The sequence below is a fragment of the Sagittula sp. MA-2 genome (genome assembly GCF_030126985.1).
In the GTDB taxonomy this organism is placed as follows: Bacteria; Pseudomonadota; Alphaproteobacteria; order Rhodobacterales; family Rhodobacteraceae; genus Sagittula.
Window position 1 is genome coordinate 4311241 of the sequence record NZ_CP126145.1, and the last position, 26409, is coordinate 4337649.

Here is a 26409-nt window from a genome sequence, read left to right on the forward strand (position 1 = left end):
TGGGCATGTCTGACGCCACCGTCGACGAGGACGGCCAAGAGAAGAAAAAGCCGTCCAAGCTGCCGATGATCATCGGGGTCGTGCTTGCCCTCGCCGGGGCAGGCGGCGGCTTCTTTGCCGTGCAGTCCGGTCTGCTCGGCGGCGGGTCCGATGCCCATGCCGAAAGCTCGGCGACCGACGCCCATGCAGATCAGCAGGAACACGTCGAAACAAGCGCATTGCCCAACGTGTCGTTCATCGAGGTGCCGCAGGTCATGGTGTCGCTCGGTCCCGGCGGCCATTCCCAGCACCTGCGGTTCCGCGCGTCGCTCGAGGTGCCACAGCAATATGCCGCCGATGTGGAGGCGATCCTGCCCCGTGTGCAGGACGTGCTGAACAGCTATCTCCGTGCGCTTGAGGCGCGCGATATCGAGGCGCCCGGCGCACTTGTCCGGCTCAGGGGACAGATGCTCCGCCGGGTGCGGCTCGTCGCCGGAGAGGACAGGATCCGCGACCTGCTTGTCCTCGAATTCGTGCTGAATTGAAGGATTGAGAATATGGATATGATTGCCGACATCCTGTTGGTGGCCGGGGCGCTTGGCGCGGGGTTCTACTGTTTCATCCTTGCCCGCCGCCTGACGAAGTTCACCGATCTCGAAAACGGCGTCGGCGGGGCCGTGGCCGTGCTGTCCGCGCAGGTCGACGACCTCACGAAGACGCTGGATGCCGCGCGCGGAAGCGCCGGAGAATCTTCCCGCTCCCTTCAGGAACTGACGGAACGTGCCGAAGACGTGGCCCGACGGCTGGAACTGCTGGTGGCGTCGATGCACGACCTGCCGCAGAAAAGCGCGCCGCCCAAGGAGTCGGCGGAACCGGTCTTTGTCCGCCATCCGCGCAACTGAGGGTCCACCATGTCCAAGGATACCAACGCAAAACCCGCACCGGTCAAGGTCAAGCGCCCGCGCCGCAAGCAGAAGGGCGCGCTCGCGGCCATCGGCGCGCTGCTCCTCGCCTCGGCCCTTGTGCGTGTCGGCGCCGGTGCCACAGAGGCCCTCGCCCGTGAAGAGGGCAGCGAGGCCGCGCAACATCAGGCGGAACCCGCGCACGGCGAACAGGTGGCTGCCAACACCCGGCAAAGCGCAGAAGCCGCCCAGCCCATGGCCGACTCCGACATCCTGCCGCTGATCAATGCCCTCAAGGCGCGGGAGGATCGGGTCCGCAAACGCGAAGAGGCGATCGACGTGCGGATGCAGGCCCTCTCTGTCGCGGAGCAGGAGATCGATCGCAGGATGACAGCGCTGGTGGAGGCGGAAAACCGGCTGCGGGAAACCCTGACCCTCGCGCGGACCGCGGCAGAGGACGACCTGACCCAGCTCACCGATGTCTACGCCAAGATGAAGCCGAAGCAGGCCGCCGCACTCTTCCAGCAGATGGACCCGCAGTTCGCCGCCGGGTTCCTGTCGCGCATGCGGCCCGATTCGGCTGCTGCCATCATGGCGGGGATGGAGCCGGAGGCCGCCTATCTGATCAGCGTCATCCTGGCCGGGCGGAACGCGGATGTCCCGAACGAGTGACCGAAGCTGTGGCCGCCGCGCCACAGTTCGCCCCTGACGCACGGCCAAGTGACCGCTGCCTTCCCGGACTCGGGATTGATTTTCCTCAGCCTTTTGGCCACATCAATCAGGTCTCCCGAAAAGTGAGTACCGCCATGATCACCCGCCGTTCCTTTGTCGCCGCCGTTGCGGCGACCGTTGCAACCCCCGCGCTCGCGTTCCAGCTCGATCCGACCCTGCGTCCGCAGCGTGTCAGCATCCGCAAGGATCTCGCACCGGGGCAGATCCTGATCCTGCCGGCCGCGCACTTCCTGTACTACATCGACCAGCCCGGCGCGGCGATGCGCTACGGCGTGGGCTTCGGCAAGGCGGGTCAGGCGATTTCCGGCGAGTTCTACGTCGGCTCCAAGAAGGAATGGCCGACCTGGCGTCCGACCGATGCGATGATCGAACGCGATCCGGGCAGCTACGGCAAGTTCAAGGGCAACGACTACGTCCAGCCGGGCGGTCCGGGCAATCCGCTGGGCGCGCGTGCGCTCTACCTCTACCGGGACGGCCGCTACACCTACAACGCCATCCACGGCACCACCGCGCCGGAGTCCATCGGTCGTTCGGTCTCCAACGGCTGCGTCCGGATGATCAACGAGCACGTGATGGACCTCTATCCGCGCGTGAATGTCGGCGCCAAAGTCACCGTTCTTTGACCACCGGAAAATTCGACCTGATCGTGATCGGCGCCGGCCCAGCCGGCGCCGCTTGTGCGAGAACCGCCGCGAAGGCCGGTCTTGCGGTCGCGCTGGTCGACAAGAAGCGGTTTCCGAGGAACAAGCTGTGCGGCGGCGGCCTGACCGGCCGGGCCGTGGGCCACTACGCCCGCATCTTCGACCGTCCGCTGCCGGACATCCCCCTCACCCGCCGCGACCGCTTTCGCTTCTTCGCGTTCGGCGAGGATCTCGGCGGCGGTGAGGAAGCCCCCCCGATCCACCTGATCATGCGGCGCGACTTCGATGCGGCACTCGTGGCCGATGCGCTGTCCGCCGGGGCGCAGGACTTCACCGGGCAGACCGGGACGCTGGATCCCAAGGAACCAGCCATCGACCTGCCGGGTGGCCGGCTTTCTGCGCCGCTGATCGTCGCCGCGGACGGCGTCAACAGCCCCACCGCCAGGCTGTTGTTCGGAGAGGCCTTCGACCGGGAGCGCATCGGCTTCGCGCTGGAGATCGAACAACCCGGCGACGCGTCAGAGGTGCCTTTGCGCATCGACTTCGGGGCGGCAGACTGGGGCTATGGCTGGCAGTTTCCCAAGGCGGGCGGCACCACCATCGGCGTCGGCGGCGTCATGGCGCGCAACGCGGACATGAAGGCGGCGCTGCAAGGCTATCTTGACACGCTCGGCGTAGACGAGGACCTGCCGGTGAAGGGGCAGTTCCTGCCGTTCGGCGCCTTCCGCAGCACACCGGGTGCGGGCCGCATCCTGCTGGCCGGCGATGCCGCGGGCCTGGTCGACCCGATCACCGGCGAAGGCATCGCCCACGCCCTGAACAGTGGCGAACTGGCCGCGCTGGCCGCGGTTCATACTTTGTCGGCAGGGCAGCCGGACCAGGCGCTGCGGCACTACCGTCACGCCCTGCGACCGATCCACGCCGGACTGCGCCAGGCCCGCATCCTGCGTCAACTCATGTTCCGGGAGCGTCTGAGGCCCGCCTTCATCTCCGGCTTCCGCCGGTCGCGCAGCCTAAGGGGAGAATACCTGAGGCTGCTTGCGGGCGAGACGGAGTACGGAGAGATCATGCGCGCGATGGCCCTGCGCATGCCCGGCTTCGCGTGGCGTGCGCTCCGCGGCGGCTGAAAGAAAAAATTTGCCCTCGCCACCAAAACGCCCAAGTGTTTTAGGAACTTATTAACGTCTTGAGGTCTAACTCGAGCGAAAGCGGAGATACCATGGCAGTAGTTGCACTCATCGCAGGAAGTCTGTTCAGCGCAGTGTTCGCCGCATTGGCGTTCGCGCTGACCGACATGACCTTGTTCACGGCGATGTCGGTGCATGTCGTATCTTCGGCGATCGCGGCAATGCTGCTGCTCTCCACGGTCATCCTGAACGACGAAGACGATGACTTCGACTCGCAGTTCTATTGACGGCTCGGCACAGATTCACGACCCGATCCGCGCGATCAACTCCTCAACTTTCGGCCCAACCACGTCGACGATCCGCTTCACCCCATCCGCGTTGGGATGAATGCCGTCCGCCTGCATGACCGCGGACCGGTCCTCCGGCACCTCACCGTCCTCCATCAGCCCGGCAAAGAAACTGTCGAGGTAAAGCGTCCCGTATTCCTCCGCCAGTTCGGGGTAGAGAGCGTCGAAATCCAACTTGTAGGTCGCCCCGTAATTGCCCGGCGCCTGCATGCCGATCAGCAGAACTTCGACATCGTTTTCCTCGGCGACCTCAAGGATTCCCTTCACATTCGCGCGAGTCACCGCGGGGTCGATGCCGCGCAGGAGGTCATTGCCGCCGAAGGTCACGATCATGCCCTCGATCTCGGGCGTCAGGGACCATTCCACCCGCGACAGCCCCCCGGCAGAGGTGTCGCCGGACACGCCACCGTTGACCACACGCACGTCATGGCCGTTCTCCGTCAGCCAGTCGCGCAGTTGCGGGACAAACCCCTCCTCTTCCATCAGGCCATACCCCTGCGTCAGGCTGTCCCCCAAAGCGAGCAGGTGAATCGTCTCTGCGGAGGCTGCAACAGGCTGCGTTCCGGCCCATAGCGCAAGGGCCGCAACCTTGCTGCACCCGCACAGCACACCATATGTCAATTTCGGAAACATCGTGGAGCGCTCCTTATGTCATCACCCGTCCTCTCCCTCCAAGATGTCACCCTGAGCCTCAGGGGCAATGCCGGGATGGTCGAAATCCTGCACGGCATCACGCTCGACATACCGGAGGGCGAGACGCTCGGCCTCGTGGGGCCGTCCGGATCGGGCAAGTCCTCCCTGCTGATGATCATGGGCGGGCTGGAGAAGGCGACCGCCGGTACCGTAACGGCGCTGGGACAGGACCTGACGGCGATGGACGAGGATCAGCTTGCACGTTTCCGGCAAGGCAACCTCGGCGTGGTCTTCCAGCGCTTCCACCTGATCCCCACCATGACCGCGCTCGAGAACGTGGCGACGCCGCTGGAGCTGGCCGGTAACCGCGCGGCCTTCGACAAGGCGGCCGAGATGCTCGACAAGGTCGGTCTCGGCCACCGCGCCGATCACTACCCGGCGCAGATGTCGGGCGGCGAGCAGCAGCGGGTGGCCCTGGCCCGCGCATTGGCGCCGGAGCCGCGCATCCTGCTGGCGGACGAACCCACCGGCAATCTCGACGGCGCGAACGGGCAGGCGATCACCGACCTGCTGTTCGGCCTGTCGCGCGAACACGGGGCGACACTGGTGCTTGTCACCCACGCGCCCGAGCTTGCCGCGCTCTGCGACCGCACGATCCACCTGCGCGACGGACGCATCGACCCTGAACAGGCGGCGAGGGCAGCCGAATGAGCCTGCGCACGGCCGCCCGCTTTGCCCGGCGGGAACTGCGCGGAGGATTGTCGGGCTTCCGGATCTTTCTGGCCTGCCTCGCGCTGGGTGTGGCCGCAATCTCTGGCGTCGGCTCCGTCCGATCCGCCATCGAGGCCGGGCTGACCGACCAGGGGGCGATCCTTCTGGGCGGCGACGCACAGGTAAAGCTGACCTACCGCTTCGCCACCGACGAGGAACTGGCGTGGATGGACAGCGTTGCCGACCGCGTGTCGGAGGTGACGGACTTCCGCTCCATGGCCACGGTGCCGCGCGAGGACGACACCGACCGGGCCCTGACGCAGGTGAAGTCCGTGGACGACGCCTATCCCCTGCTGGGCGAACTGGTGCTGGAGCCCGCCATGCCGGTCGACGCGGCGCTGGACGACCGCGGCGGCATCATGGCACGGGTTCTGGCCGACCGGCTGGGGCTGAGGCCCGGTGACACCTTCCGGCTGGGCGACGGCGAATTCACCCTGCGCGCCACCATCGTGACCGAACCGGACGACGCGGGCGACGGCTTTGGCCTCGGACCCCGGACAATCGTCGCGACAAGCGACCTCGACGGCAGCGGATTGCTGGCGCCGGGGTCCCTTTATGAAACCGAGTACCGGCTCGATCTGCCCGACGAGGCCGACCTCGATACGGTCGCCGCCGACGCGCTGGGACGATTCGAGGAAAACGGCATGCGCTGGCGCGATGCGCGGACCGGCGCACCGGGCGTGTCCCGCTTCATCGACCGGCTGGGGCGGTTCCTCGTGCTGGTCGGGTTGTCCGGTCTGGCGGTTGGGGGCATCGGCGTCTCTGCAGCCGTGCGGGCCTACCTTGCGCAGAAGACATCGGTCATCGCGACGCTGAGAACGCTGGGCGCGACCCGGCAGACGATCTTCCTGACCTATTTCCTCCAGATCGGCGCGCTGTCCCTGCTGGGCATCGCCATGGGCCTCGTGCTGGGGGCCGCGGTGCCGCTGCTGTTCGCGCCGATCATCCAGAACGCGCTGCCGATCCCCACTGTGTTCACCCTCTACCCCGCCCCGCTGCTTGAGGCCGCCCTCTATGGCGTTCTGACCGCCGCGCTCTTCACGCTCTGGCCGCTGGCCCGGGCCGAGGAGGTGCGTGCCGCAACCCTGTTCCGCGACGCCCTGGGCAGTGCGCGCGTCTTGCCGGCGCGCCGCTACGTGATCGCCACGGGCGTGCTGCTGGCAGTTCTGGTTCTGGCGGCGGCGCTATTCTCCGGCAGTCCGGAACTGACGCTCTGGACGGCGGGCGGCATCCTTGGCTCGCTGATCCTGCTGTCCGGGGCCGCCCTGCTGATCCGCGCCGCCGCGCGCAGCAGCGCACGCGCCGCAAGGGGCCGCCCCGCGCTGCGTTGGGCCCTGGGCAGCATCGGCGGGCCGCGCGAAAGCGCATCGGCCGTGGTGCTGTCGCTGGGCCTCGGGCTGGCGGTGCTGGCCGCCATCGGACAGATCGACGGCAACCTGCGCACCGCGATCCAGCGGGAGCTGCCGGACCGTGCGCCGTCCTACTTCTTCGTCGACATCCAGAAGGACCAGATGCCCGGCTTCCTCGACCGGGTGGAGAACGATCCGGCGGTCAGCCGCGTCGACAGTGCGCCGATGATGCGCGGCGTCATCACGCGGATCAACGGCCGCCCCGCGCGCGAAGTGGCCGGCGGGCACTGGGTGGTGCGCGGCGACCGGGGCATCACCTATGCCGCGCAGCCGGACTCCCGCACGACGGTCACCGCCGGGACATGGTGGCCGGAGGATTACAGCGGGCCGCCGCAGGTCAGCTTTGCCGCCGAAGAGGCCGAGGAGATCGGCCTCAGCCTGGGCGACGCCATCACGATCAACATCCTCGGCCGCGACATCGACGCTACGATCACTTCGTTCCGTGAGGTCGACTTTTCCACCGCCGGGATCGGCTTTGTCCTGACGATGAACCCTGCGGCGGTGGAGTCCGCGCCGCATACCTTCATCTCCACCGTCTACGCGGAGGAAGAGGCCGAGGCGGCGATCCTGCGCGACGTGGCCGACGCCTATCCCAACATCACCGCCATCCGCATCCGCGACGCCATCGCCCGGGTGACGGAACTGCTGGAAAGCGTCGGCGCGGCGATCCGATGGGGGGCCGCTGCGACCTTGCTGACCGGCTTCCTCGTGCTGATCGGCGCGGCGTCAGCGGGAGAGACCGCGCGCACCTACGAAAGCGCCGTGCTGAAGACGCTGGGCGCATCGCGCAGGCGCATCCTCCAAAGCTTTGCCCTGCGCTCCGCGCTGCTGGGCGGGGCCGCGGGGCTTGTGGCACTGGCGGCGGGCATCCTGGGCGGCTGGGCGATCATGACCTTCGTGATGGAGGCGGATTTCGCCGTGGTCTGGCCGAACGCGCTGGCAGTGGTGACGGGCGGCGTGCTGGCGACCTTGGTGGCCGGGCTGATCTTTGCCTGGCGCCCTCTGTCGGTGCGCCCCGCCGCGGTGCTCCGGGCCAGCGAATGAAGGGGTCGCCCCCGCTCTTCCGGAGCGCTCCTTAGGTATTTTAGCCAAGATGAAGCAGGCCTTCCGCCCTTCCGGCACTTGAACCCGGGCACGGGGGCTGGCAGGTCTGAATGCGACCGCAGAAAGAGATGTTGAGATGACCGACACGCTTCCGATGCCCATCACCGCGCCGTTCACCCCGGCGCAGCGTTCCCAGATCATCAACCTGATCCGCCGGGCCGCCCGGACGGAGATCATGCCCAGGTTCCGCAGGCTCTCGGCCCACCAGGTGGCGGAGAAGACGGGCGCGCAGGACCTCGTGACGGAGGCCGACAAGGCCGCCGAGGAGATGATCGCGCGTGGCTTGCAGGGCATGTTTCCGCACGCGCTCGTGGTGGGGGAGGAATACGCCTCCGAGCATCCGGAAATCCTTGACCGGATCAAGGACGCGGAGCTGTGCTTTACCATCGATCCGGTGGACGGGACCTGGAACTATGCCAAGGGCCTGCCGCTTTTCGGAGTGATGCTGTCGGCGCTGCGCTTCGGGGTTCCCGTCTTCGGCCTGCTGTACGATCCGGTGGTCAACGACTTCATCCTCGCCGATTCGGAAAACCCGGCGGTGCTGCAGATGCCGCGCGGCCTGCGGCGGGAAGTGTCGACCTCTGACGGGGGCGCCATCGAGGACCTCGTGGGCTTCGTGCCCCTGTCGCTGATCCCTGCGGAGAAGCGTGGTCAGATGGCCGCGGCGATGATCCGCTTTGCCCGGGTGAATTCACTGCGCTGCGCCTGTCACGAGGCGCGGATGATCGCGCAGGGGCATGCCGATTTCGTCCTGTTCTCGAAGCTGACGGCATGGGACCAGCCGCCGGGCGCCATCGTCATGAAACAGGCGGGCGCGCATGTGGCGATGCTGGACGGGTCCGAGTATCGCGCCGACGTGAAGACTGGCTATTTCCTCGCGGCCAGCGATGCGGCGACATGGGGCCGGGTGCGGGACCTGTTCGACTTCCTCCTGGATCCGGCGAGCGACGCAGAGGCGTAACGCCCTTCGGCCATAGGCCATGACGCAGCCGTGAATGTTCCCATCTTGTTCACCCCAAAAGGTGAACGTATGATGAACATCATGGCTGGAAAAACGCTCGATCAGAAACTGGCGATCCTGTCGGACGCTGCGAAATACGATGCCTCCTGCGCGTCGAGCGGGGGGCAGAAGCGCGATTCCCGCGATGGCAAGGGCATCGGCAGCACCACGGGGTCGGGCATCTGTCATGCCTATGCGCCGGACGGGCGGTGCATCAGCCTGCTCAAGATCCTGATGACCAACTTCTGCATCTACGACTGCGCCTATTGCGTGAACCGAGTCAGCAGCAACGTCGAGCGGGCGCGCTTTTCGCCGGAAGAGGTCATCCAACTGACGCTGGAGTTCTACCGCCGCAACTACATCGAGGGCCTGTTCCTGTCGTCCGGGATCATCCGGTCGCCCGACGACACCATGGCGGACATGGTGCGCATTGCGCGCGGGCTGCGGATGGATCACCATTTCCGCGGCTACATCCACCTCAAGACCATTCCCGACGCCGATCCGAAGCTGATCGAGGAGGCCGGCCTTCACGCCGACCGCCTGTCGATCAACGTCGAACTGCCGACAGACCGCGCGGTGAAGGACTACGCGCCGGAGAAGGACCCCGACCAGATCCGCCGCGCCATGGCCGATGTGCGCGTGCTGAAGGAAACCGCCAACGAGCGCACCCACACCGGACGCCGCGCGCCAAAGTTCGCCCCAGCCGGGCAGTCGACCCAGATGATCGTCGGCGCGGACGGGGCAAGCGATGCGACGATCCTGCAAAGCTCCACCCGGCTGTACAGTTCCTACCGGCTGAAGCGGGTCTATTACTCGGCCTTCTCGCCGATCCCGGACGCCGCCGCGAAGCTGCCCCTGATCAAACCGCCGCTGATCCGGGAGCACCGCCTGTACCAGGCCGACTGGCTGATGCGGTTCTACGGCTTCGACGTGTCCGAGATCACCGCCAACCGGGTGGACGGCAACCTCGACCTGCAGATCGACCCAAAGCTGGCCTGGGCGTTGGCCAATCGCCATGTCTTCCCGGTGGACGTCAACCGCGCCCCGCGCGAGGTGCTGTTGCGGGTGCCGGGGTTCGGGACAAAGACCGTGGGCCGCATCCTGAACGCGCGCCGCCACCGCACCCTGCGCTACGACGACCTCAGGCGCATGGGGGCCAACCTGAAGAACGCGAAGCCGTTCATCCATGCGCTCGACTGGACGCCGCGCACGCTGACCGACACCGCCGACCTGCGGGCCCGCTTTGCGCCGCCGCCCACGCAGCTATCGCTGTTCTGAGATGCACAGCGTCACCCTGCCCCGGATCGGGACCTTCGACGCGTGGCGCGATGCCGCCCGTGCACTTCTGTCTGCCGGAACTCCGCCGGAGGGCATCCTCTGGTCGCACGGGCCACAGGAGGGCGACCTGTTCGGTGGCGACACGCCTCTGCCCGCGGTGAAGGGTCAGATCACCGTCCCGAAAGCCTTCCTGCCGCTGGCGAAGCTGGCCGTCTGGCACCGCGACCCCCAGCGGTTCACGCGGCTCTATGCCATGCTGCACGCCCTTCAGACCGACAAACACCTGCTGGAGGACCGCGCCGACCCGCGGGTCGAGCGGCTGAACGCCATGGCAAAGGAGGTCTCGCGCGACAAGCACAAGATGACCGCCTTCGTGCGCTTCCGCGAACTGGGCGACCCGCGCGCCAACCGCCGCGCCTTTGCCGCATGGTTCGAGCCAACGCATTTCATCCTCGAACCCACGGCGCCGTTCTTTGCGAGGCGGTTCGGGGACATGGACTGGTCGATCTACACACCTGATCTGACGGCGCATTTCGATGGCGACCTGACCTTTGCGGAGGGCGCGCCGAAACCGCCCTTCCCCGAGGATGCGACCGAGGACCTTTGGCGGACCTACTTCCGGTCGATCTTCAACCCGGCGCGGGTGAAGCCGAAGGCCATGCAGGCGGAGATGCCCAAGAAGTACTGGAAGAACATGCCCGAAGCGCAGCTGATCCCCGAGCTTCTGGCGCAGGCCGACGCCCGCGCGGCAGAGATGGCGGCCAACGCGCCGACGCTGGCCCCGGCACGCGCTGCGCCGATCCTCGACCGGCTGCGCGCCGAACAGGCGGCAAAGCTCGACTCGCAGGACGCGTTTCTCACTGCGCTGAAGGGCTGTCGCCGCTGTCCGCTGTGGGAACATGCCACGCAGCCGGTCGCGGGCGAGGGGCCGGAAGATGCCGCACTGATGTTTGTCGGCGAACAGCCCGGCGATACCGAAGATCTGACCGGGCGTCCGTTCACGGGGCCCGCTGGACAGGTGTTCGACACGGCGCTGCAGGTGAAAGGCATCCAGCGGCAGGAAGCGTTTGTCACCAATGCGGTGAAGCACTTCAAGTTCCGGCCGCGCGGCAAGCGGCGGTTGCACCAGAACCCGGACAGGAACGAGATCGCGCACTGCAAGTGGTGGCTCGACCTCGAGATCCAGCGCGTTGCGCCGCGGCTGATCGTGGCCATGGGCGGCACCGCGCTGGAAAGCCTGACCGGATCGCGCGAGGACCTGCTGAAGCGCCGGGGCCGGTTCGAACAGACGCCGGAGGGCACGCCGATCCTCGTCACCGTGCACTCCAGCTACATCCTGCGCCTGCCGGACGACAGGCTGCGTGCTGAGGAAATGTCCCGGTTCCAGACCGACCTCGCACTTGCGGCCCGCTGGCTGGCCGGGGACGCGCCTGACCGGCTCGCAGGGTCTCCGGCTAGCCGCGCGTGACCTCGTACCCCGGTTCCTCCGGTTCCGTGTCCACCAGTTCCGTCGGGAAGCCGTCGGCGAGAATGCTGAGGCCCGTCGCCTCTTCCAACCGCTCGATGATCCGGTCGGACTGCGCCCGCATCCCATAGCGCCGCTGCCCGTCGGACATGATGTCGATGATGAGCGGCGAGATCTCCAGCGGCACACCGCCTTGGTCGGCGAACTTCTGGAACAGACCGATGTCCTTCTGCACGAGGTCCATGGTGAAGTTCACATCGCGCGATCCCGACAGGATCAGCTGGCTTTCGGTTTCGTGAACGAAGGACGTGCCGGAGCTGATGCGGATCGCCTCGTAGGTCGTGGCAAGGTCGATCCCCGCCGCCTTCATCGTGGTCAGCGCCTCGCACAGCGACAGCAGATTCACCGTCGCAAGGTAGTTGGTCATCACCTTCAGCTTGGACGCCGATCCCAGCGGTCCGGTATGCAGGATACGCCGCCCGAGGTGCCTGAGCAGCGGCAGCACGTGCTCCACCCCCGCGCGCTCTCCCCCCGCGAAGATCGAGATGTTGCCGGTGTCTGCCCGGTGACAGCCGCCGGAGACGGGGCATTCCACCGCCAGCCCGCCCGTGGCCGCGACCAGCGCGCCAAGGCGGATGACCTCGTCGGCATCGGTGGTCGACATCTCCATCCAGGTCTTGCCCGGCCCCATGTGGGGGATCATCTGCGTGACCACGGCGTCTGACGCGGCGGGCGAGGGCAGGCAGGTGATGACCACGTCGCAGGCGCGCATCATCGCGGCCGGGTCTTCTCCGGCCTTGGCGCCGCGCGCCACGAACCCCTCGACAAGGTCCGCGTCCAGATCGTGCACCAAGAGGTCGGTGCCGTTGCGCAAAAGGCTGCCCGCCAGCTTGCCGCCGACGTTGCCCAGACCGATGAACCCGACTTTCAAGCTGAGACCCCCCATCGAAGAACCGGGCCGGGATGTGTTCACGACCCGGCCGATTCCCGTGTCTCACTGTGATCCGCCCGGGGCCGGCGCGTAAAGCCGTGCCGGCACAGGGCCTGCATTTTCCTGCGGTCTACTCCGCCGCCTCGGCGATCTCTTCCATCGGCGGGCAGGTGCAGATCAGGTGGCGGTCGCCATAGACGTTGTCGACGCGGTTGACCGGCGGCCAGTACTTGTCGACCCGGAAAGCCCCCGGAGGGAAGCAGCCCTGTTCGCGCGTGTAGGGACGGTCCCAGTCGCGGACGAGGTCCTCCATCGTGTGCGGAGCCATCTTCAACGGGTTCATGTCGCGGTCGATGTCGCCGTTCTCGATGGCGCGGATCTCCTCGCGGATCGCCAGCATCGCGTCGCAGAAGCGGTCGAGCTCGGCCTTGGTCTCCGATTCCGTCGGCTCCACCATCAGCGTCCCCGCCACCGGCCAGCTCATGGTCGGCGCGTGGAACCCGGCATCGACGAGGCGCTTGGCAATGTCCTCCACCGTGACGCCGGCGCTCTTCTCGAACGGGCGGACGTCGAGGATGCACTCATGCGCGACCCAGCCCTTGTCGCCGCGGTAAAGCACGTCGAAGGCGCCATCCAGCCGCTTGGCGATGTAGTTCGCGTTCAGGATCGCGACGCGCGTCGCCTGCGTCAGGCCCTTGCCGCCCATCATCAGGCAATACGCCCAGGAGATCGGCAGAAGCGACGGCGAACCGAAGGCCGCCGCGCTGACCGCGCCATTGCCGCCGTTCGGATCGCCCGGCAGATGCGGCGCGAGGTGCGCCTTCACGCCGATCGGACCCATGCCGGGGCCGCCGCCGCCATGCGGAATGCAGAAGGTCTTGTGCAGGTTCAGGTGGCTCACGTCGCCGCCCAGATCGCCGGGCCGCGACAGGCCGACCATGGCGTTCATGTTCGCCCCGTCGATGTAGACCTGCCCGCCGTGCTCATGGGTGATCGCGCAAACCTCCTTCACCGTGCGCTCGAACACGCCGTGGGTGGAGGGGTAGGTGATCATGCAGGCCGCCAGCGCGTCGGAGTGCTTTTCCGCCTTGGCGCGGAAATCCTCGAGGTCGATGGAGCCCTTGCCATCGCACTTCACCGCGACGACCTTCCAGCCGACCATCTGGGCCGAGGCCGGGTTGGTGCCATGCGCGTTGACCGGGATCAGGCAGACGTTGCGCTGCCCTTCGCCCCGCGCGCGCTGCCAGTCGCGGATCGTCAGCAGGCCCGCGTATTCTCCCTGCGCGCCGGAGTTCGGCTGCATCGAGATCGCGTCGTAGCCGGTGATCTGGCACAGCTTGTCGCTGAGATCGCCGATCAGTTCCGAATACCCCTTCGCCTGATCCTTGGGCGCATAGGGGTGGATCATCGAGAATTCGCGCCACGACACCGGCATCATTTCGACCGCCGCGTTCAGCTTCATGGTGCAGGAGCCGAGCGGGATCATCGCGCGGTCCAGAGCGAGGTCCCGGTCGGCAAGACGGCGCATGTAGCGCATCATCTCGGTCTCCGCCCGGTTCATGTGGAAGACCTCGTGCTGAAGGTAGGGCGTCGTGCGCACCAAGTCCTCCGGCAGGCGGTATTCGGATTCTGCAGGGTCATCCTTGCGGACAAGGCCGAAGGCCCGCCAGACGGCTTCGATGGTCTGCGGGCGGGTGCGTTCGTCCAGCGTGATGCCCACCTTGGTCTTGCCGACCCGGCGCAGGTTCAGGCCCTGCTGGACCGCCGCCTGCAGGACGCCGCGCTGCAGGAGACCCACGTCCACCGTCACCGTGTCGAAGTAGACGTCGGGCTCCACCTTGAAGCCCGCGGCTTCCAGCCCTTTCACCATCCGCACCGTCTTGCGGTGGATCCGCTGGGCGATGGCGCGCAACCCCTTCGGCCCGTGGAAAACCGCGTAGAACGAGGCCATGACCGCCAGCAGCGCCTGCGCGGTACAGACGTTCGACGTCGCCTTCTCGCGGCGGATGTGCTGTTCCCGGGTCTGCAGCGACAGGCGGTAGGCGCGGTTGCCGTGGCTGTCCACCGACACCCCGACGATCCGACCGGGCATCGCCCGCTTCATGTCGTCCTTGCAGGCCATGTAGGCGGCATGCGGGCCGCCATAGCCCACGGGCACGCCGAACCGCTGGGTCGACCCCACGGCGATGTCGGCACCCATGGCAGCCGGCTCCTTCAGCAGGCAGAGCGCCATCGGATCGGCGCTGACGATGCCCACGGCCTGCGCCTCGTGCAGGGCGGCCATCTGGTCGCTCAGGTCGCGTACGTGGCCGAACGTGCCCGGGTACTGGAAGATCGCGCCGAACACCTTGTCGGCCTCCAGTTCCTCCGGCGCGCCGACGACGACCTCGATTCCCAAGGGTTCCGCGCGGGTCTTCATCACCGCGATGTTCTGCGGATGGCAGTTCTCGTCGACGAAGAAGGTCTGTGCCTTCGACTTCGCCACGCGCTGCGCCATGGTCATCGCCTCGGCGCAGGCGGTCGCCTCGTCCAGAAGCGAGGCGTTGGCGATCTCGAGCCCGGTCAGGTCACAGATCATCGTCTGGAAGTTCAGGAGCGCCTCGAGCCTGCCCTGCGAAATCTCGGGCTGGTAGGGCGTGTAAGCCGTGTACCACGCCGGGTTCTCCAGGATGTTGCGCTGGATCGCCGGGGGCGTGATCGTGCCGTGGTAGCCCTGACCGATCAGCGAGGTCAGCACCTTGTTCTTCTGCGCGACCTCGCGCATGCGGTGGATCAGCTCTCGTTCCGACAGCGCCTTGCCGAAGTCCAGTTCACCATCCCAGCGGATGTCCTCGGGCACCGTCTCGGCGATCAGCTGGTCGAGGTCGTCGACACCCAGGGCCGAGAACATCTGCGCCATCTCTTCCGGCGAAGGGCCGATATGGCGCCGGTTGGCGAAGTCGTAAGGCAGGTAGTCGATCGGATCGTAGGTCATGCGTCGTCTCCATCCGCGTCTTGCGGGACGGCGCGCTCCCTGCGCCCGCCCCATGTGTCGCGACGCCGGAGTCCCGCAGGACTCGGGCGTTTCCGATAGGAAACCTAGCATAGTCGCCGCAGGGACTTACAGGCCCTGCGACGGAGAAATTCATCCGAAAGTCTTAGCCCGGACGCTTCTGCAAAAGCTGCATCACGTCAGCCATTTCCGGCCCGCGCTCCAGACCCGTGACCGCCTTGCGCAGCGGCATGAACAGGCCCTTGCCCTTGCGGCCGGTGGCCTCCTTCACGGCACCGGTCCACTGGCTCCAGGTCTCGGGACCGTAGGGCGGTTCGCCCAGCATGCCAAAGGCCTGCGCGACGAAGTCCTTGTCCTCGTCGGCCACCAGCGGCGTGGCCCCGTCGCGGAACAACGCCCACCAGCCGGGCATGTCCTTGCGGGTGGTGATGTTCTCGCGCACGACCTGCCAGAAGAGTGCGGCCTTGTCGTCGGGCACACCCAGCGCGCGCACCTCGTCGGCCACCGCCTCGAACGGCAGCGCGTGCATCTTCCTGGCGGTCAGCGGGTACAGGTCCTCGACGTCGAACTTCGTCGGCGCAGAGCTGAACTGCGACAAGTCGAAACCCTCCGCGATCTCGTCCATCGACATGCGCAGCTCAACGGGCTGCGACGACCCGAGCCGCGCCATCAGGGACAGCAGCGCCTCCGGCTCCACGCCCGCCTCGCACAGGTCGCGCAGCGCCAGCGTGCCCAGCCGCTTGGACAGGGCCTCGCCCTGCGGGCCGGTCAGCAGCGAGTGGTGCGCAAAGGACGGCGGTGTGCCACCGAGCGCCTCGATGATCTGGATCTGCGTCGCGGTGTTGGTGACGTGGTCGTTGCCGCGCACCACGTGGGTGATCCCCATCTCCATGTCATCGACCACGGAGGCGATGGTGTACAGCACCTGGCCGTCGGCCCGGATCAGCACCGGATCGGACACCGACGCCGCGTCGATGGAGATCGGGCCGAGGATGCCGTCTTCCCACTCGATCCGCTCCTGGATCAGCTTGAAGCGCCAGACACCGTCGCCCCGCTCGGCCCGCATCTTTGCCTTCTCGTCTTCAGACAGCGCCAGGGCCGCGCGGTCGTAGACCGGCGGCTTGCCCATGTTGAGCTGCTTCTTGCGCTTCAGGTCCAGCTCGGTCGGGGTTTCCCATGCCTCGTAGAAACGGCCCATCTCGCGCAGCTTGTCCGCGGCCTCGGCGTAGCGGTCCAGCCGCAGCGACTGGCGCTCGATCCGGTCCCAGGTGATCCCCAGCCATTCGAGGTCCTGCTTCAGCGCGTCGACATAGGCCTCCTTCGAGCGCTCCGGATCGGTGTCGTCGATCCGCAGGACGAAGGTGCCGCCGCTCTTGCGGGCGATCAGAAAGTTGAACAGGGCGGTGCGCAGGTTGCCGACGTGGATGTAGCCGGTGGGCGAGGGCGCGAAACGGGTGACGGTCATGATGGGTGCCTCCTGACGAGGCGCGGTGTTTTCACACAAAGGGCATTTTGTCTAGGTATGGCAGGGTCCGGCGGGACATTTCCGCTTTGCGCCCCCGGACACGGCGCGGCATGGTGGCCGCAAAGGAAAGGCCGTCCATGTCCCAAGTTCTGACCGTCACGCTCAATCCCGCGCTCGACGTCGCCACCTCGGCGCTGAATGTCACGCCCGGGGTCAAGCTGCGCTGCACCGAACCCACGGTCGAACCGGGCGGCGGCGGCGTCAACGTGGCGCGCGCCATCACCCAGCTGGGCGGCAAGGCCCGGGCGCTGGTGGCGCTTGGCGGGCCGACGGGCGCGGCGCTGGAGCGCGAGCTGCACGCCCGTCACCTCGACGTGCTGCGGATCGAGGGCCCCGGCGAGACGCGGCAGAGCTTTGCCGTCACCGACGCCACCAACGGCGACCAGTACCGTTTCGTGCTGCCCGGACCGGCCTGGAGCACGTCGCAACTCGACGCCATGCTCGATACCATCGACACCGAATGCGACCCCGACGCCTTCGTCGTCCTGTCCGGCAGCATGCCGCCCGGGGCGGCGCCCGGATTCGTCACCCGCGCCTGCATCCGGCTGGGCACCCGCCGGGTGATCCTCGACACCTCGGGCGAGCATCTCGAACACCAGGCCACTGCGCCGCAGCCCGCTCCTTACGTCCTGCGCATGGACAGTGCGGAGGCCAAGGCGCTCTCCGGCCAAAGGCTGGAGACCCGCGCCGAAAGTGCCGCCTACGCGGAGAACCTGCGCAAGCGCGGCGCGGCCGAGATCGTGATCATCGCGCGCGGCAAGGACGGATCGGTCATGGCCGGACCGGACGGGCTGTGGCACACCTCTGCCGCCAACGATGTCGTCGTCTCTGCCATCGGTGCCGGTGACAGCTTCGTCGGCGGCTTCACCATGAGCCTCGCGCAGGGGCACCCCGCACCGGAGGCGCTGCGTCGCGGAGCGGCAGCGGCGGCGGCGGCGGTCATGAGCCCCGGCACCCAGCTTTGTCTGCCCGAGGACTACAAGCTCCTCCTGCCGCGGACGACCCTGACCCAGTTCTGACGGACACAGCGTTTCCATTCCGGAATATGGCCATGCGGGAGTCAACGTGGCAGGTAAGGCCTCATGCGCCTGTTTATCGCCCTTTCCCTGCCCCCGGAGGCCCGCGGACCGCTGACTGCCCTTCAGGAACGCCTGCCGGTCGGACGCCCCGTACCCGAAGAGAACCTGCATCTGACGCTGGCCTTCCTAGGTGACCAGCCCGACGAGGCGGTCGAGGCGCTGCATGACGCGCTGTCCACCCTGCGCGCCCCGGCGGTGCCCCTGACCCTGTCCGGTGCCGCGCTGTTCGGCGGCAAGAGCGGTCAGGCCGTGGGCCTCGAGGCGGACGGCGACAAGGCACTGACGGAGATGTTCGACAGGGTACGCTCCCGCCTGCGCAGCGCCGGGGTGACGGTCGAACGGCGCCGCTTCCGTCCCCACGTGACGCTGGCGCGGATGAAGGGCGGTGCGGATGCCTCCGGCGCACTTTCGGTGCTGGCCGGGGCGTCGGTCGGTCCGGTGGTCGCCACTTCCTTCGGGCTGTTCCGGTCACACCTGCACCGCGACGGCGCGATTTACGAGGCGCTGGCCGTCTACCCGCTGGTGGTCTGACGCGCGGATGCCTATTTGCAGCCCATGACCCGCACAGACGCCGACACCTTCTACGAGATCGCCCGCGCCGCACTGAACGATCTGCCCGAGCCGTTTCGCGCCGGCACGGCGGACGTGGTGCTGCGGGTGGAAGACTGGGCGCCCCGCCGCATCCTCGAAGAGATGGGCATCGACGACCCGCTGGAGCTGACCGGCCTTTATGAAGGCATTCCGCTGACCGAGAAGTCGGTCACCTACCCCTCCCCCTATCCCGACACAGTCTGGCTGTTCCGCAAGCCCATCCTTGAGGAGTGGCGCGAACGGCAGGTCGACCTGACCGATCTCATCACCCATGTGGTGGTCCATGAGATCGCGCATCACTTCGGCTGGTCCGACGAGGATATCGCGGTGATCGACCCCTGGTGGGAGTAGGGAAACACGGCATTTCTTGCGCAGAATTAGCAAATGGTTCCATGTTTTTCGAAAAAATTTCTTTGAAAACAATGTGGAACGTGTCGCCGTAACAGCCGTTGACCCCCCAGAAGCAAGACAATGGGAGCAACACCATGAAGACTTTTTACGCATCCGCACTCGCCCTGACCGTGGCCGCAACCGGCGCTTTCGCTGAAAGCCATACGAACGCAGAAGGCGACGCAGCGCAGGCGACCGATCAGACGACGATGACGCAGGAAGCAGACGCAACCGCGAACACCGATTCCTCGATGGACACGGGCATGGACTCCGGCGCCAAGCTGATCCGCACCCGCGACATCACCGGCGGTGACATCTACACCATGAACGAAGCCATGGACGAAGGCTCTGCCTGGGACATGCAGTACACCGAGGTTGGCGCCGACTGGAACGACATCGGCGAGATCGAGGACATCGTGCTCGACTCCAACGGCCAGATGATCGGCGTCGTGGCCGAGGTCGGTGGTTTCCTCGACATCGGTGACAAGCACGTGCTGCTTGAAATGACCGACGTGAAACTCGTGCCGGTCGACGACAAGACCTACGCCGTCGTGACGCGCCTGAACGAGGAAGACCTCGAAGCCAAGGAAGGCATCGACGAAGGTTTCTGGGACTGATCCAGTTCCATTCCATGAGAAAGGGGCCCATCGCGGGCCCCTTTTTTCATGCGCGATCCGCAGGCTGGGCGCGATGCGGCCTAACCTTCGTCCCGCCAGCGGTTCACGATAGGATAGCGGCGGTCCAGCCAGAAGGCGCGGCTGGTCAGCCGGGCGCCCGGCGCAGACTGGAACCGCTTGTATTCGCTGATGTAGAGCAGATGCTGGACCCGCATGGCGTCCTCTCGGGCATAGCCCGCGGCCACGCAATCCGACACCGACCCGTCCTGATCCACGAGAATGTCGAGGATCGCGTCAAGCACCGGGTAATCGGGCAGCGAGTCGCTGTCCTTCTGATCTTCGCGCAGTTCCGCCGAGGGCGGCTTGGTGATGATCCGTTCCGGGATGACCTCGCCCTCCGGGCCCTTCATCCAGCCGCGGTGGTTGGCGTTCCGCCAGCGGCAGGTCTCGAACACACGCGTCTTGTAGAGATCCTTGATCGGATTGTAGCCGCCCGCCATGTCGCCGTAGATCGTGGCATAGCCCACCGCGACCTCGGACTTGTTGCCGGTGGTCAGCAGCATTTCCCCGAACTTGTTCGACAGCGCCATCAGCAAGAGCCCGCGCAGGCGGGACTGGATGTTCTCCTCCGTCAGGTCGGGCTCGGTGCCCTCGAACAGCGGCGCCAGCGTCTCGGTGATCGCGTCGCGCCCCTTGCTGATCGGCACGAAATCGTACCGGCAGCCCAGCGCATTGGCGCAGGCCTTGGCGTCTTCCAGCGAATGTTCGGAGGTGTATTCGGACGGCAGCATCACGCAGCGTACGTTCTCCGCCCCCAGCGCATCCACGGCAATGGTCGCAACCAAGGCGGAATCGACGCCCCCAGACATGCCCAGCAGAACCTTGCCGAATCCCGTCTTGCGGCAATAGTCGCGCAAGGCCAGGATCATGACGTTGTAATCCTGCTCCCACGCGCCGGGATGGGTGACGAATGTGCCTTCCTCCGCCTTCCAGCCTTCGTCGCCACGGACGAAATCGACGGTGGTCGTGACCTCCTCGAACACCGGCAGCTGCACGGCAAGCCTTGCGTGCGGGTTCAACACGAAGGAGCCGCCGTCGAACACCTGGTCGTCCTGCCCGCCCACCATGTTCAGGTAGGCCAGCGGCAGCCCGGATTCGATCACCCGGGCGATCATCTTGTTCAGGCGGGTCTCATACTTGTTGCGGAAATAGGGCGAGCCGTTCGGCACCACGAGGATCTCAGCACCCGATTCCTCCATCGCCTCGACCACGTCCGGATACCATGCGTCCTCGCAGACCGGCATGCCGACGCGCACGCCGTTGATGCTGACCGGACCCTGCAACTGATCGCGCGAGAACAGCCGCACCTCGTCGAAGACGTTGAAGTTGGGCAGGAAATACTTGTGCGTCACGGCAGCGATCTTGCCGCCCTGAAGGACGTAGTAGGAATTGTGCAGCTTTGCGCCTTCGGGACAGGGCCCGCCGATGGCCAGCGCGGGGCCGTCCGCGCAGGCCTCTGCCAGCGCCTCGATCTCGCGCACGGCGGCATTGACGAAGGCCGGCTTCACGATCAGGTCCTGCGCCTGGTAGCCGGTGATGAACATCTCGGGCAGCGCCACGAGGTCGGCGCCCTGCGCGCGCCCCTCCTCCCACGCGGCACGCGCCTTCGCGGCATTTCCGGCAAGATCCCCCACGGTGGGATTGAGCTGTGCCATCGTCAGGCGGAACCGGTCGGTCATCGCGCATCCTTTCGTCGTCGTCCTCCACATAGCGGCAGCTTGCGGTGGTGAAAAGCGCACCATGGCAAAAGACATTGCCCCGGGGCATCGCGTCCTTTACCACTCGGGGGACCTCAATCACCCGCTGGGAGGGGGCGGCAAGGCCATGAAAACCGTTCGCATTCTGTCTGTTCTGGGCGCCCTCGCACTGGGCTCTGCCGCCATGTCCCAAGAGGACGTGGTGACGAAGGAATACGACGACGGCGGGGTGTACGAAGGCACCTTCCTCGACGGGCTCCAGCACGGGCGCGGCACCTACCGCCTGCCCAACGGCTACGAATACACCGGCGAATGGGTGGAAGGCGAGATCCGCGGCGAGGGCGTCGCCCGCTTTCCCAACGGCTCGATCTACGAAGGCCAGTTCGCCAAGGGCAAACCCGAGGGCATGGGCAAGATCACCTTCGCCGACGGCGGCACCTACGAAGGCTCCTGGCTCGACGGCAAGATCACCGGGCAGGGCGTGGCAACCTACGCCAACGGCGTCCGCTACGAGGGCGCCTTCCGCAACGCGCTGCACCACGGCAAGGGCGTGATGACCGCGCCCAACGGCTATGTCTACGACGGCCAGTGGGTGAACGGCGTCAAGGAAGGCACCGCAAGGATCACCTACCCCGACGGCTCGGTCTATGAAGGCCGCGTGGCCAACGGCGAACGCGACGGCATGGGCAAGCTCGAGATGCCCGACGGCCTGATCTACGAAGGCACCTGGCGCGACGGCCAGATCGACGGCAACGGCAAGCTCACCCAGCCCAACGGCGACGTCTACGAAGGTGCGCTGGTCGACGGCCGCCGCGAGGGTCAGGGCAAGGTCACCTATGTGTCCGGCGACGTCTACGACGGCGAGTTCAACAACGACCAGCGCCACGGCATCGGCACCTTCATCGGCAAGGACGGCTACCGCTACGAGGGCAACTGGATCACCGGCCAGATCGAGGGGCAGGGCAAGGTCACCTACCCCGACGGCTCGGTCTACGAGGGTGAGTTCACCGGCGATCTCGCCAACGGCACCGGCAAGATCACCTATCCCGACGGCGCCACCTACGAAGGCACCTGGGTCGATGGCGTGATCGACGGCAAGGGCATCGCCACCTATCCGAACGGCCTGCGCTACGAGGGCGATTTCGTGAACGCCCGCAACGACGGCTTCGGGATCATGACCTACCCCGACGGCTACCGCTACGAGGGCGAATGGCAGGACGGCGAACGCCACGGCGCGGGCACCGCCACCTACCCGGACGGCACGGTCTACGAGGGACAGTTCCGCGACGGGCTGCGCCACGGCCAGGGCACGATCACCATGCCGACCGGCTTCCGCTACGTCGGCGCCTGGGCCAACGGCGAGATCAACGGCGAGGGCGTCGCCACCTACGCCAACGGCGACGTCTACGAAGGCTCGTTCCGCAATGGCAAGCGCGAGGGCGAAGGCACCATGCGCTACGCGACGGGCGAACAGGCCACCGGCGAATGGATCGGCGGCGCGCTGACCCGCAACAGCACCACCACGCCCGCCCCCGGCACCGCCGAGACAGGGGATGCCCCCGGGTCCGAAGACACCGCCACCACCCCCGAAGATCCGCCCGCCAGCGAGTAATCCCCGACCGGCACGGACCGACCGCGCACCGACGCCCTCATCAGGCGCCGCCCGCCCCTTCATCTTGGCGAAAATACCTCCGCCGGAGGCGTCCTCACCTGCATCACGCAGCCTAGCGGTTCCGCTTCAAACGCCCCTGCAACCAAACGAAAACGCCCCGCACGAAGGCGGGGCGTTCCGTAGGTCCGGTAAAGGCTGTCGGCCCGGGTGACGGCTCAGGCCATCCACCACCGCTCTGCCATGCGGGCGTTGTCCATCTGCCAGAGGTTGCCGACCTTGTCCGGGCTCGCCACCTTGTTGGAGATCGCCTGGACATAGTTCGCGAACATCGGCACCAGCACGCCGCCCTCGTTGCGCAGGATCATCTGCATCTCGCCGTACATGTCGCGGCGCTTCGCCGAATCGAGCTCGGCACGGGCGTTCACGAGCAGCTCCTGGAAACGGGCGCTGTCTTCCGAACCCCACTGGCTGTCGTTCCACGGCGCACCTTCCGCGTAGGCGGTCGAGAACATCCAATCCTCGGTTGCGCGGCCCGACCAGTAGGAGGCACAGAACGGCTTCTTCAGCCAGACGTTCGACCAGTAGCCGTCCGCCGGTTCCTGCACCACGTTGATGTTGATGCCGCCCGCCTTGGCCGAGGCCTGGAACAGCTGGGCCGCATCCACCGCACCCTCGAACGCCGCCGACGACGCCGAGAGGTCGATGTCGATGGACTCCATCCCGGCTTCCTTGAGGTAGAACTTCGCCTTGTCGGGATCGTAGGCCAGCTGCTCCATCTCGAGGTAGTACTGGTTGGCGGGGCCGATGGGGCTGTCGTTGCCCACCTGGCCGTGGCCCAGCAGGATCTTGTCCACCATCTCCTGGCGGTTGATGCCGTGCTTCAGCGCCTTGCGGACGTTGACGTCGCTGTAGGGCGCCAGGTTGGTCAGCATCGGGAAGATGTAGTGCTGGTTGCCCGTCACTTCCTGGATGCGGATCATCGGGTTCGCCTTCAGGAGCGCCTCGGTCTTGAAGTCGATCCGGTTGATGGCGTCCACCTGGCCGGTCATCAGGGCGTTCATGCGGGCGGTGTTGTCGTTGATCGCGATGTACTCGATCTCGTCGAAGAAGCCCGCCTCGTCACCCTTGTAGTGATCGGGATAACGGGTGCCGACAAAGCGCACGCCCGGCTCGAACGACTGCACCTGGTAGAGGCCGGTGCCGATGCCCTTGGCGATGGCCTCCTCGATCATGCCCGCCGGGTAGATCAGGATGTGGTAGTCCGACAGCAGGTAGGGCAGGTCGGCGTTGCCTTCGGCCAGCGTCAGCTGCACCTGCAGGTCGCCGGTCTTCTTCATCTCGACGATGGGCTCGACGATGGGCTTCGCGGCGGACTTCGCGCCTTCCGCGATGTGCATCTGCAGCGACTCGATCACGTCGTCCGCGCCGAAGGCCTTGCCGTTGTGGAAGGTCACGCCCGATCGCAGGTTGAACGTCCAGGTCTTCGCGTCCGGCGTCGCTTCCCAATCGGTCGCCAGTTCACCGCGCAGCGAGCCGTCCGGCGCGATCTCGGTCAGGCTGTCGAATACCGCGCCCTGCGCGGAGGCGATCATGAACAGGTCGGAGTGTGTCCGCCCGTCCCAGTTGTCCGAGGTGTTGGCCCCGGACAGGCCGGCCCGCAGGCGGCCGCCCTTCTTGGCCTGGGCGCGCAGGGGCAGGCCGGAGGCCGCCAGCACACCGGCAGCGGCACCCGTGGTCAGTAGTCCGCGTCTGCTGATACGTGTCATTGTTTCGTCTCCCTGTTTTTATCTCCCCGCAGCCCGGAGGCCGTTGGGAACTTAATGATTCTTCGTGCAGTTTAAACGCAATTTCCCGCGAGCGATGCCCGCCTTCCGTCAGTCCATCCTGGTCACGGCGGCGTCGCCGATGTTGTCCACGCCACGCTCCGTCAGCAGGTTCGTCAGCCAGTCCGGGTCCATCTCCGGAACCGACGACAGCAGGAGGTCGGTGTAGGGATGGTGCGGCGGCCTGAACATCTCGGCCTTGGGGCCCTGCTCGACCACCTCGCCGTCCTTCATCACCACCACCTCGTCGGCGATGGAGCGCACGGTCGCAAGGTCGTGGGTGATGAACATGTAGGACAGGCCCAGTTCGTCCTGCAACCGCGCCAGCAGACGCAGGATGCCCTCTGCCACAAGCTGGTCGAGCGCGCTTGTCACCTCGTCACAGATGATGAACTTCGGTTCGGCGGCCAGCGCGCGGGCGATCCCGATCCGCTGTTTCTGCCCGCCCGACAGCTCGGACGGCAGGCGGTGGAGGTACTGCTTCGCGGGCAGCTCGATCTGTTCCATCAGCTCCGCCACCCGGTCGCGTTTTGCCCGGCCGCGCAGGCCCATGTAGAACTCCACCGGACGCCCGATGATCTCGCCGATGGTCTGGCGCGGATTCAGTGCCGTATCCGCCATCTGGTAGATCATCTGGATCTGCCGCAACTGGTCGCGCGACCGCTTGCGATAGTCCGGGGGCAGCACGTCTCCGTCCAGCTCGATCCGCCCGATGCGCGGCGGCAGAAGCCCGGTGATGCAACGCGCGGTGGTCGACTTGCCCGACCCGCTTTCGCCCACCACGGCAACCGTCCGGCCCGCGTGGATGTCAAAGCTGACGTCGTGCAGCACGTCGATCTGGCCATAGGCCGCCGTCACGCCCTGCACCGAGATCACCGGCGTCGCATCCAGCGCGGGCGCGGGCTTGGCCGGCCGCACGAACTCCCGCACGGCCCAGAGGCTCTTGGTGTAGTCTTCCTTGGGATGGGACAGCATCTCGCGGGTTTCGTTCTCTTCGACCTCGTCACCCTTCAGCAGAACCTTGATGCGGTCGGCCATCTGCGCCACCACGGCCAGGTCGTGCGTGATGTAGATCGCCGCCGTGTCGAACTGCTCGACGATGTCGCGGATGGAGGCCAGCACCTCGATCTGCGTGGTCACGTCAAGCGCCGTCGTCGGCTCGTCGAAGATGATGAGGTCGGGGCGACAAGCCATGGCCATCGCCGTCATCGCGCGCTGCAACTGACCGCCAGACACCTGGTGCGGATAGCGAAAGCCGATCTCTTCGGGGTTGGGCAGGCGCAGACGCCGGTACAGCTCCACCCCGTCCTCGGCGCTTTCGGACTTCGATGCGACGCCGTGCTGAACGGGCGCCTCGGTGTGCTGGTCGATCAGCTTGTGCGCCGGGTTGAAGGAGGCCGCGGCAGATTGCGCCACGTAGGCGATGCGCTTGCCCAGTAGCTGGCGCTTGGTCTCCGCGCTCGCCGCCAGCAGGTCGATCCCGTCGAAGGTCACCGATCCGCCGGAAATCCGCACGCCGTCGCGGCAGAACCCCATGGCGGCAAGGCCCAGCGTCGACTTGCCCGCCCCCGATTCGCCGATCAGGCCAAGGACCTCGCCCTTCTTCAGGGTCAGGTCCACGCCCTTGATGATCGGGGTCCAGGTGTCGTCGGATCGCCCCTCGATCCGCACATCGCGCATTTCGACAAGCAGATCGGACATTCC

At 66.6% G+C, this 26409-nt stretch carries 23 protein-coding genes; 16 read left to right on the forward strand and 7 right to left on the reverse strand.

Annotation, left to right across the window (positions count from 1 at the left end):
• Positions 1–5 precede the first annotated feature (5 nt).
• The 6 genes from fliL (at position 6) to QNI11_RS21060 (ending at position 3668) form a co-directional block, all read left to right on the forward strand.
• Positions 6–524, forward strand: coding sequence for a flagellar basal body-associated protein FliL (gene fliL / locus QNI11_RS21035; RefSeq protein ID WP_283981635.1), 519 nt, complete (start codon positions 6–8; stop codon positions 522–524).
• 12 nt (positions 525–536) lie between these two features.
• On the forward strand, positions 537–881 hold the full coding sequence (locus QNI11_RS21040) for a DUF6468 domain-containing protein (RefSeq protein ID WP_283981636.1): 345 nt from the start codon (positions 537–539) through the stop codon (positions 879–881).
• A 9-nt stretch (positions 882–890) separates the two neighbouring features.
• Complete coding sequence (locus tag QNI11_RS21045) at positions 891–1553, forward strand: MotE family protein (protein ID WP_283981637.1); 663 nt, start codon at positions 891–893, stop codon at positions 1551–1553.
• A gap of 134 nt (positions 1554–1687) precedes the next feature.
• Positions 1688–2236 (forward strand): L,D-transpeptidase, encoded by a 549-nt coding sequence (locus QNI11_RS21050; protein WP_100928628.1) that lies wholly within the window; start codon positions 1688–1690, stop codon positions 2234–2236.
• Positions 2233–3381 (forward strand): geranylgeranyl reductase family protein, encoded by a 1149-nt coding sequence (locus QNI11_RS21055; protein ID WP_283981638.1) that lies wholly within the window; start codon positions 2233–2235, stop codon positions 3379–3381. The genes QNI11_RS21050 and QNI11_RS21055 overlap by 4 nt, the downstream gene beginning before the upstream one ends.
• Before the next feature lie 92 nt (positions 3382–3473).
• Complete coding sequence (locus tag QNI11_RS21060) at positions 3474–3668, forward strand: hypothetical protein (RefSeq protein ID WP_283981639.1); 195 nt, start codon at positions 3474–3476, stop codon at positions 3666–3668.
• Positions 3669–3683: 15 nt separating this feature from the next.
• On the opposite strand, the gene QNI11_RS21065 is transcribed toward QNI11_RS21060, so the two are convergent.
• The gene (locus tag QNI11_RS21065) at positions 3684–4361 is read right to left on the reverse strand and encodes an arylesterase (protein ID WP_283981640.1); all 678 of its coding nucleotides are present in this window, start codon (positions 4359–4361) and stop codon (positions 3684–3686) included.
• A 15-nt stretch (positions 4362–4376) separates the two neighbouring features.
• On the opposite strand from QNI11_RS21065, the gene QNI11_RS21070 reads away from it, so the two are divergent.
• The 5 genes from QNI11_RS21070 (at position 4377) to QNI11_RS21090 (ending at position 11391) form a co-directional block, all read left to right on the forward strand.
• A complete protein-coding gene (locus QNI11_RS21070) occupies positions 4377–5072 on the forward strand; it encodes an ABC transporter ATP-binding protein (RefSeq protein ID WP_100928631.1) in 696 nt (231 codons plus the stop codon).
• Positions 5069–7585: an ABC transporter permease gene (locus tag QNI11_RS21075; protein WP_283981641.1), complete on the forward strand. Its 2517-nt coding sequence runs from the start codon at positions 5069–5071 to the stop codon at positions 7583–7585. The genes QNI11_RS21070 and QNI11_RS21075 overlap by 4 nt, the downstream gene beginning before the upstream one ends.
• A gap of 136 nt (positions 7586–7721) precedes the next feature.
• Positions 7722–8606, forward strand: a complete 885-nt coding sequence (locus tag QNI11_RS21080) for an inositol monophosphatase (protein WP_283981642.1) — start codon at positions 7722–7724, stop codon at positions 8604–8606.
• An 81-nt stretch (positions 8607–8687) separates the two neighbouring features.
• Positions 8688–9923: a putative DNA modification/repair radical SAM protein gene (locus QNI11_RS21085; RefSeq protein ID WP_283981643.1), complete on the forward strand. Its 1236-nt coding sequence runs from the start codon at positions 8688–8690 to the stop codon at positions 9921–9923.
• Position 9924: 1 nt separating this feature from the next.
• Entirely contained in the window at positions 9925–11391 is a 1467-nt protein-coding gene (locus tag QNI11_RS21090; RefSeq protein WP_283981644.1) for a UdgX family uracil-DNA binding protein, read from the forward strand.
• Here QNI11_RS21090 and QNI11_RS21095 read toward each other — a convergent pair.
• The 3 genes from QNI11_RS21095 to gltX form a co-directional block, all read right to left on the reverse strand.
• Positions 11378–12319 carry an NAD(P)-dependent oxidoreductase gene (locus QNI11_RS21095; RefSeq protein WP_283981645.1) on the reverse strand — a complete coding sequence of 314 codons (942 nt, stop codon included), beginning with the start codon at positions 12317–12319 and terminating at the stop codon, positions 11378–11380. The genes QNI11_RS21090 and QNI11_RS21095 overlap by 14 nt on opposite strands.
• A 130-nt stretch (positions 12320–12449) precedes the next feature.
• Positions 12450–15293, reverse strand: a complete 2844-nt coding sequence (gene gcvP, locus QNI11_RS21100) for an aminomethyl-transferring glycine dehydrogenase (RefSeq protein ID WP_283981646.1) — start codon at positions 15291–15293, stop codon at positions 12450–12452.
• A gap of 163 nt (positions 15294–15456) precedes the next feature.
• The gene (gltX, locus tag QNI11_RS21105; protein ID WP_283981647.1) at positions 15457–16776 is read right to left on the reverse strand and encodes a glutamate--tRNA ligase; all 1320 of its coding nucleotides are present in this window, start codon (positions 16774–16776) and stop codon (positions 15457–15459) included.
• 137 nt (positions 16777–16913) lie between these two features.
• On the opposite strand from gltX, the gene QNI11_RS21110 reads away from it, so the two are divergent.
• From QNI11_RS21110 to QNI11_RS21125, 4 genes are all read left to right on the forward strand, one after another.
• Complete coding sequence (locus tag QNI11_RS21110) at positions 16914–17855, forward strand: 1-phosphofructokinase family hexose kinase (protein ID WP_283981648.1); 942 nt, start codon at positions 16914–16916, stop codon at positions 17853–17855.
• Positions 17856–17918: 63 nt separating this feature from the next.
• Positions 17919–18446 carry an RNA 2',3'-cyclic phosphodiesterase gene (gene thpR, locus QNI11_RS21115; RefSeq protein WP_283981649.1) on the forward strand — a complete coding sequence of 176 codons (528 nt, stop codon included), beginning with the start codon at positions 17919–17921 and terminating at the stop codon, positions 18444–18446.
• 24 nt (positions 18447–18470) lie between these two features.
• Complete coding sequence (locus QNI11_RS21120; RefSeq protein WP_283981650.1) at positions 18471–18857, forward strand: metallopeptidase family protein; 387 nt, start codon at positions 18471–18473, stop codon at positions 18855–18857.
• A gap of 134 nt (positions 18858–18991) precedes the next feature.
• On the forward strand, positions 18992–19513 hold the full coding sequence (locus QNI11_RS21125; RefSeq protein ID WP_283981651.1) for a PRC-barrel domain-containing protein: 522 nt from the start codon (positions 18992–18994) through the stop codon (positions 19511–19513).
• Between the two features lie 80 nt (positions 19514–19593).
• On the opposite strand, the gene QNI11_RS21130 is transcribed toward QNI11_RS21125, so the two are convergent.
• Positions 19594–21252: an NAD+ synthase gene (locus QNI11_RS21130; RefSeq protein WP_283981652.1), complete on the reverse strand. Its 1659-nt coding sequence runs from the start codon at positions 21250–21252 to the stop codon at positions 19594–19596.
• A gap of 145 nt (positions 21253–21397) precedes the next feature.
• Between QNI11_RS21130 and QNI11_RS21135 the strand changes: the two genes are divergently transcribed.
• On the forward strand, positions 21398–22882 hold the full coding sequence (locus QNI11_RS21135; RefSeq protein ID WP_283981653.1) for an MORN repeat-containing protein: 1485 nt from the start codon (positions 21398–21400) through the stop codon (positions 22880–22882).
• Between the two features lie 215 nt (positions 22883–23097).
• Here QNI11_RS21135 and QNI11_RS21140 read toward each other — a convergent pair whose 3' ends face one another.
• Together QNI11_RS21140 and QNI11_RS21145 are read right to left on the reverse strand one after the other, a co-directional pair.
• A complete protein-coding gene (locus tag QNI11_RS21140) occupies positions 23098–24648 on the reverse strand; it encodes an ABC transporter substrate-binding protein (protein WP_100928643.1) in 1551 nt (516 codons plus the stop codon).
• Between the two features lie 108 nt (positions 24649–24756).
• Positions 24757–26406 (reverse strand): ABC transporter ATP-binding protein, encoded by a 1650-nt coding sequence (locus QNI11_RS21145; protein WP_283981654.1) that lies wholly within the window; start codon positions 26404–26406, stop codon positions 24757–24759.
• Between the last annotated feature and the right edge of the window lie 3 nt (positions 26407–26409).